5 protein-coding genes are annotated in these 7,475 nt (G+C 64.0%); 2 read left to right on the forward strand and 3 right to left on the reverse strand.

What is annotated here, in order from left to right; translation table 11 throughout:
• Positions 1 to 884: 884 nt before the first annotated feature.
• Positions 885 to 1,169, reverse strand: coding sequence for a hypothetical protein (locus ACXJKR_RS18965; RefSeq protein ID WP_457324136.1), 285 nt, complete (start codon positions 1,167 to 1,169; stop codon positions 885 to 887).
• On the opposite strand from ACXJKR_RS18965, the gene ACXJKR_RS18970 reads away from it, so the two are divergent.
• Complete coding sequence (locus tag ACXJKR_RS18970) at positions 1,054 to 4,101, forward strand: hypothetical protein (protein ID WP_457324135.1); 3,048 nt, start codon at positions 1,054 to 1,056, stop codon at positions 4,099 to 4,101. The two genes, ACXJKR_RS18965 and ACXJKR_RS18970, sit on opposite strands and share 116 nt — an antisense overlap.
• Here ACXJKR_RS18970 and ACXJKR_RS18975 read toward each other — a convergent pair.
• Together ACXJKR_RS18975 and ACXJKR_RS18980 are read right to left on the reverse strand one after the other, a co-directional pair.
• Positions 4,098 to 4,970: a LysR family transcriptional regulator gene (locus ACXJKR_RS18975; RefSeq protein ID WP_457324132.1), complete on the reverse strand. Its 873-nt coding sequence runs from the start codon at positions 4,968 to 4,970 to the stop codon at positions 4,098 to 4,100. The genes ACXJKR_RS18970 and ACXJKR_RS18975 overlap by 4 nt on opposite strands.
• Before the next feature lie 73 nt (positions 4,971 to 5,043).
• The gene (locus tag ACXJKR_RS18980; protein WP_457324133.1) at positions 5,044 to 6,708 is read right to left on the reverse strand and encodes an amidase; all 1,665 of its coding nucleotides are present in this window, start codon (positions 6,706 to 6,708) and stop codon (positions 5,044 to 5,046) included.
• A gap of 334 nt (positions 6,709 to 7,042) precedes the next feature.
• Here ACXJKR_RS18980 and ACXJKR_RS18985 point away from each other — a divergent pair, with 334 nt between their 5' ends.
• Positions 7,043 to 7,252: a hypothetical protein gene (locus ACXJKR_RS18985; protein WP_457324134.1), complete on the forward strand. Its 210-nt coding sequence runs from the start codon at positions 7,043 to 7,045 to the stop codon at positions 7,250 to 7,252.
• Positions 7,253 to 7,475: the final 223 nt, after the last annotated feature.

Raw genomic sequence — 7,475 nt, forward strand, 5'->3', positions numbered from 1 at the left:
GGCGAGCAATTGGCGGCGCTGACTCTGGGGCACTTTGCTCCGTTGTCAGAGTTCAAGTCGCGCTTCAGCAAACTCGCTCCTGCTCAGCTCGCACTGAGCAAAGCGACGAGCGAGTTCGGCGCGCTGCTGCGGACACCGACCCGTCAGTGAAAGAGGAATGCCGAGCGTCGACACATGCACCTGGCCACGCCCTTCACATTTGTGCGTTTGTGCCCGCGTTCTGCCTGCTACTGGCCATGGCTTAGCGATGGTCGGATTGGTCGACGCATGAAGTACTCATGGCGGTCTTCTCCTTCTACGACAAAGCCGAGGCGTTCGTAAAGGGATCCGTACTCGGCAACTGCATGCATTAGCCGCGCTGATTTGTCGGTTCATACAGGCAACTGCTGGCTCCGTTGCCAGTATTTGTCATGCCATCCTGAACTCGTCACTTCAGAGGTGACGTTTTTTGTCAGCGCGGCCTAGGCGTCGGCCGATGACCATGAACTATTCGAATCCATGCATCACGTTGGCGAATTCGGATGGCCCGACGCTCGATGGCTATTGATTTGCTCAAAAAATCGGCAAGTCGGCTCATGCCGTCCGGCATGCCAATTGCGCTGTACCAGGCTCCTTTCCACTGGAGTTTGAGACATGCGATATCGAAAACAAGACCGACTCGGCCAGCTGGGCTCAGCACTGCTCAAGGGCATGGCAGCCGCGTTCGGTCTGAGTTCGTTGGCGATGGCACAGAGCATCGTGGTGTACAGCAGCGGCAATGTGTCGGTAGGTCAGACCCGCCAGTTCAGTGCGTATGTACCAATCACGCCCGCGACGATCAACTGGAGCGTGAACGGTGTGCCGGGTGGCAACGCGCAGGTCGGGACGATCTCAGCGGGGGGGCTCTACACGGCACCAAAGGCAGTGCCGACGCTGAACGCGATCGAGGTGAAAGCCACCAGCACCGCCAAGCCCGACGTTTCCGGAAAGGCAGTGGCGACGGTCACGCAGACGCAGCCACGGCTTTGGTCGGTGACACCGACGAAAGCACCGGTCGGCGTGGTCACCCTGACGTTGAACGGCGATGCCTTCAGCGAGAACGCCGCCGTCTGGGTGGGCAGCCAACGCGCTACTKTGGTTCGAATATCCGCCACGAAGCTCCTGGCCACCGTGACGCTGACCGCTTCCATGTCGGGCAGCGAGCAGGCCGTACAGGTCGAGGCGACCGGAGCTGGCGCGGCCAAGAGCGAGGCCTTGAGCATCCGTGTGGCAGCGGCGGGCAGCCCTGCGCCCGCGCCCACTCCAACGCCGAGTCCGTCGCCTGCGCCGGCACCGACGCCTGCTCCCTCTCCTACCCCCGCACCTAGCCCAGCGCCGGCGCCGACCCCAGTGCCATCGCCAGCGCCGACGCCCAGTCAGGCTATCGCCTACGTTCAGATTGCGACTCAGCCAGTTCCTGTCACGACGACGGCAGGGACCACGGCGACCTTCTCGGTCAAAGCGCTGGGTCCGACTCTGGCGTATCAATGGCGGCGCAATGGCACGCCGATTCCCGGCGCAGCCAGCGCGCAGTTGCAAGTGAGCACGACCAGCAGCGATGACCGTGCCCAGTTCGATGTCCTCGTGTCCGATGGCATCACGCGTGTACTGAGCAACACCGCCGAGCTGCGGGTCAACGCAGCATCGAACAGCACCCCCGTCAGCGGCCATCCGCGCCTGTGGCTACGCCAGGACGATCTGGCCCGGCTGCGCAGCTGGGCGACGGCGTCCAACCCCATGTTCGGCACGGCGAACTCCGGCGGCCTGATGCAACTGGCCACTACTGCCGCGAACCGGGTGGAGAACGGCACGGTGCCCGGGCAGGACAACGGTGGGTCGACCTACACACCTTATGCCACGGAGTCCTATGCGGCACTGCTGGCGTTCATGAGTCTGGTGGATACCGACCCCACCCGCAATGCGCGCTGGGTGCAGACTGCCCGGCGCGCGCTCTTCTCCGTCATCGACGAAGCCGACAAGGGTGTCGGCAGCGGCAAGTTCCGCAGCGACAGCTTCGCATCCTCGGACCGCGGCCGTTGGAGCGGTGAGGCGTTCCCACTGGCAGTGGATTGGCTTTACCCGACGCTGAGCGCTGCCGAGAAGCAGAAGGTCCGTCGCGTCTTCCTGCGCTGGTGTGCTGAGGATCGCGATGGCTACCCGTCTGCCACCTACTTCCACACCAACCCTGGCAGCCTGCCCGCGGGCGCCGCACGCCGCAACAACCCGGCCCTGCTGGACCTGGGCGACCCGCGCCGCCAGGCGTTGCGCTATTCGATGAACAACTACTTCATGGCCCACGGCCGGAACATGTTCATGATGGCCAATGTCATCGATGCGGCGGACGACCGCGCCGACCCGGCCGTTGCGGGCGATAGCAACGGTGCTCTGCGCGACTACATGCATGAAGCCATGGGCACCTACCTCTACATGAGCGACGCGGCCTACCGTGGCGATGGCTCAGGCGGCATCAGCCCAGAGGGCATGGAGTACGGCGAGTCCATCGGCTTCTACTACGGACTGATGCTGGCCATCCATACCTCGGGCATGGACAACACCCAGCTCTACGGCGAGAAGGTGCAATTGCGCAACCACCCGCTGTTCAGCCGCGTGCTGCCCAGCTTCTTTCACAGCCTGACGACGCAAAAGGTCAAGACGCCTTACGGTGACGCCTATCAACCCTCATGGTTTGGCGACGCCGAGCAGCTCTATCTTCAGGACCCGATGCGTGTGATGGGCCCGCTGGCCCTGGCGGCACGCTATCTCGGCAACAGCGCCGAGCTCAACGGTGCGAAGTGGCTGCAGTACACCGCGCCACCCAGCCATCCGACGCGCCTGGTTGCCAGCGCCAACAACGACGACAACATCGTTCGATCGATCTTCTACTTCCTCACCTTTGATCCTGCCCAGGCCGTGCCATCCGACCCGCGTTCCAACCTCCCTCTGGCTCAAATGAACAGTGGGGTTGGGCGCTTCCAAGGTCGCACCAGCTGGAACGATGCGGCCGAAGTTCGCATGCTCGACTTCAAGCTTGGCTACAACACCATCGACCACCAGCATGGCGATGGCAATGGCTTTGACTTCTGGCGAAAGGGTGAGTGGATCACGAAGGAGTTGTCGGCCTACGGATCGGGCGCTGCGCTGTCGGAGTTCAAGAACACGCTGGTGATCCAGAACAATCCTGCGGCTGCAGTGGGCAGTTACCACGCGCCCTTTATGGCCCGTGGCAGCCAGTTCATCCTCGGCATGCACGATGGCGACCCGCGCATCCTCAGCGCGGGCTCGGGGGATGGCTTCATGGCCGTCAACGGGGATTCGACCAATCTCTACAACGCTCGCAGTGGCAATGCCAAGGAGGTGACGCACGCCAGCCGCAGCATGCTCTGGATTCAGCCGGATGCCCTTGTCGTGTTCGACCGGGCCCGCACCAGCACCGACAACCGCTTCAAGCGTTTCATGATGATGCTGCCCAGCGGCAATGCGGCGCCGCAGGTGATGGGCGACCGGGTCTACGCCAGCACGCCGGGTGGGCAGCGACTGGAGGTTCGCACGCTGCTGCCGCAGAGCCAGACGACGCGCGTCTCCGTCGAGGGCCCGGTACTGCCCCTATCTGACCAGATGTGGAAGGCCAGCCTCGACCCGATGTCGGCCGACAAGACCAGTTGGACGGGCGGCTACCGCCTGCGGGTGGAGGACACCGTTAACCCGCGCAACCAACTCTTCCTGCATGTTCTGCAGGCCTTTGACGCCAACGCCACAGCCGCACCGACGGTGCGCTTGCAAAGCCAGGCGGGCACCGACCTGACAGGGGTGGTGGTCGGCACGACGGCCGTGCTCTTCACGAACGACCTTGGCGTGCCACCCGTCGCCGGTACGACCGTGCGGCTGCCCAGCGGCGTGCAGCGCGTGATGGTGTCGGGGCTGAACCCGGGCACGAGTTGGACCGTCACGCTGAGCCCGAGCGCCAATGAGACCGTGTTCAGCCTGACACCCAACGGCGGCCTCAGCGTTGACAGCCATGGCGTGCTGGCCGTGCAGCTGGGCCAGACCGCCTCAGCGAGCGCCGCCCGCGCCAAAGTGAACTAGGCCTCGACCACAAAGAGGTCCAGCAGGTGGCTGCGGACCTCTTCGACAAGGCTTTCGAACCCGGCGCCGCGTTGCATTAGCGCGAAGGCATGAAGCGCGCCGGGGCTTGGCAGCTGGGTCAGGTCGCGCGGCGCGACCAGTCGCTCGTCGAGCATGGCGCTCGGCAGCAGCCCGATGCCGTGTCCGCCAACGATGCCAGCCTGCAAGGCCGTGGCACTGTTGGCCACGTAGCGCAGCTCCCATGGTTCCTTCGCCTGGTCCAGCGCCTTGACTGCGGCGTTGCGAAGCGGGTGCGACCCCATGGGGGCTACCAGTGGGATCACGGCGTGCGGTGCGATTCTGAAGCGTGGCGAAGCCACCCACGACAGCGGCACCCGGCACAGATCGACTGCACCGGCAACGCTGCCTGTCCCCACGCCAATCACCACATCCAACTGGCCGCCCGCAAACGCCCGCAGAAGCTCCTCGGTGCTGGCCTGGGTCACGCTCATCGAGCCGGCAGCCAGGCTGGCCTTGCCAAAATGGGCCAGCACGCCGACCTCCCGCGACAGCACATGCTCGTCGAGCCCCAGCCGCAAGCCCGGGCCCAGCCCGAGCGCCGATCGGAAGTCGCGGAAGATCCTGTCATTGCGGTTGATGGTTTCGACCGCGTACTCGTGCAGGATCCGCCCGTGCTCCGTTAGCTTGACCCCGCGTGCAGAGCGCCTCAGCAGTTGCTGGCCGAGCATGTCTTCCAGGCGCTTGAGCTGTTGGCTCACGGCCGATTGGGAGCGTCTGCTCACAGACGCGACCAACGTGAAGCTGCGCAATTCGACCAGCGACACGAACGTGCGCAGCATCTCGATCTCGATGTTGACGTTTTCGCTCATGCGCTTGCGGGCTGCGGCCGTTCCCGGGCGAGAGGTTTGCGGCCGCAACCTGGACGACAGGTCCCCTGCAAATTCACTTGGCGAGCAAGGTGGGTTTGACGCGGTGCTTGGTGGCCTGCTCGTAGTCATAGGCCAGCGCCAGCAGACTCGCCTCGTCCCACGCGCGCCCGACAAACAGCAGGCTGAACGGTGCCTTGTTCGCATACTGCCCAGCCGGCACGGTGACGCCGGGCAGGCCGGCGACGTCCAGTGCCGAGATTGAGGTCTCCGCGATCACCTTGTCGCTGAAAAGCGCAGGCAGTGATTCCAAGGCTTGTGGAACGACCATGGCGTCCAGTTGCTGGGCGGCCATCACGGCGTTGAAGACCTGCAGATACCGGGCGCGCAGCGCGAAGAAGGGCTCCAGCGGCGGTGCCTGGTCGGGTTGCGCCAGGGAAGCCTTCAGCGTCGGTAGCGCGTCGACGTACCAAGATAGGGTTCCGCCCGCATCGAAGGGCGAGGCATGGACCTGGTTCTTCAGCGCTGCCAGTGAGGGCACACCGAGCCCCTTGAGGTAGTTGTTGAGGTCATACGCTGCTGATTCGGTGCCCCGGTAGTCGTAGGGTTCACCAGCCAGCGCCAGTTCGGCAAAGCCGCTGCGTTCGAACGGGTCGGTGACGACGGTGGCGCCGCGTGCCATGAGCTCCTGGATCGCTTTGCGGTACAGGGCTTCGGTTTCAGGCGACAGGTTGGCCGTGTTCCATCCCGGCCCGTACAGTCCGATGCGTTTGCCCTTCAGCGCTTGGACGTTCAGCAAGCTTGTGTAGCCCTGAGCCGGAATATGGCCATCCGAAGCACTGGTCTTGGGATCACGGGCCGAGTAACCGGCCAGCGCGTCAAGGACCAGCGCGGCGTCGCGCACGCTCTGCGCAATCGGGCCCACCACGTCGCGCGTGCTGCCGGCCAGCGGCACGACGCCCGCAGTCGGTACAAGTGCGAAGGTTGGCTTGATGCCCACCAGACTCTGTGCCGCTGACGGATTCTGGATCGAGCCTCCCGTCTCCTCGGCCAGGCCGGCGGTGGCAAAACCTGCAGCTACCGCCGTGGCAGTGCCGCTGCTGCTGGCTCCGGGTGCAAGGTTGCGGTCGATGGCGTTGTAGGTCGGGCCTGCCCAGCTCGTGTTGGCGCGCGTGCCGTCGTCGCTGAAGGCAGGAATGTTGGTCTTGCCGATGATGATCGCTCCAGCATCGACGAGCCGTTGCACCACCACCGCGTGGTCGATCGGGAAGAAGTCCATGCCGCCCTTGCGCTTGCTCATCGCAGCCCACCCGGCGGTGGAGGGCATGCCTCGCACGTCCATCGACTCCTTGACCACCACGGGCACGCCCGCCAACGGGCCGAGGACTTCGCCACGAGCGCGCCGCTGATCGATAGCTCGTGCCTGCACGAGAGCGTCACTGGACAGCGTCGTGAAGGCGTTGTACGAAGGGTCATACGCCTCGATGCGACGCAAATAGGCGCGAGTCACTTCCTCTGACGTGAATCGCCCGGTGATGTAGCCGGCCCTGATCTCGTCGATGGAAAGCGCGGCGACGTCGATATCAGTGGAGGCAGGGCTGCTGCACTTGGGGTCGCCATTGCACAGGTCGACATTGGGAATGCCGGGACTGCCGCCACAAGCTGCGAGGCCCATGGAAATGATGGCGCCTAGAAGTGACTTCTTGAACATGGGAAACCTCCGCGGCGTGAGCGGCCGCAATTGAAGATGGGATGACACCGGCGCCGAGGCTCGAAGGGTCTTCGTCTTGCCGTCGGTACTTACGGGCATCTGCGGTACAGCCGCAGTGATGCCACTATGGTTTCGGCTGGTGATATGCGCGTTGCGCGCAATGGCCGCGAGATTTCAGATGAAACGCACGCGATGGGTCAGGATGACGTTGTGTCTCTATCCGATTCCGCCCTCAGCACGGTCAGTTTGGTGCTTCGCGTTTCAACGGCAACAAGCAACCGATGGTTCGAAACATTGGATCGGTACGCACAAGGCGAAATCTCACCTGAGCGCCGCATTCATGGCGCTGTAAAAGGTGATGCGATTGAACAAGACGAATCGAGATTCAGCCAGTCATCGCAACGCATTCCGAGCGCTGATGCTCGGTGCTTCGCTGCTGGCGATGGCGCGCTCCTCAGAGCTCGCCAAGGGGGCGGAGATCGTGCCCCGAAACCGCCTCGACCGACTGGAAGCTGAGCAGCAGCTCCCAGCGGGTGGTCAGGAGAGCGACGTGAACACGGGTGCGCGGTCATGAATGCCGAGCGAACGCCACTTCACGCCCGCCCGGTGTGTGTGCACTGCCAGATGCTCGCGTTTGCAACCGCTCTAGCGGCCGCCGTTGGCAGCGCGACTGTGCTGACGCTGGCACCGCCATCCGCAATTGACGGAACACCAATGTTGATGGCCAACTGCGCGTCAACCGTTGGTGTGACATGTCCAGAACGCTGCACGCCAACCTCGCGTTCTTAGTTTTGGAC

It is taken from the genome of Roseateles sp. P5_E11 (assembly GCF_054049355.1).

Coding starts and splice junctions, on each gene's coding strand:
- ACXJKR_RS18975 (WP_457324132.1), bottom strand. CDS start 4,970: ATGAGCGAAAACGTCAACATCGAGATCGAGATGCTGCGCACGTTCGTG.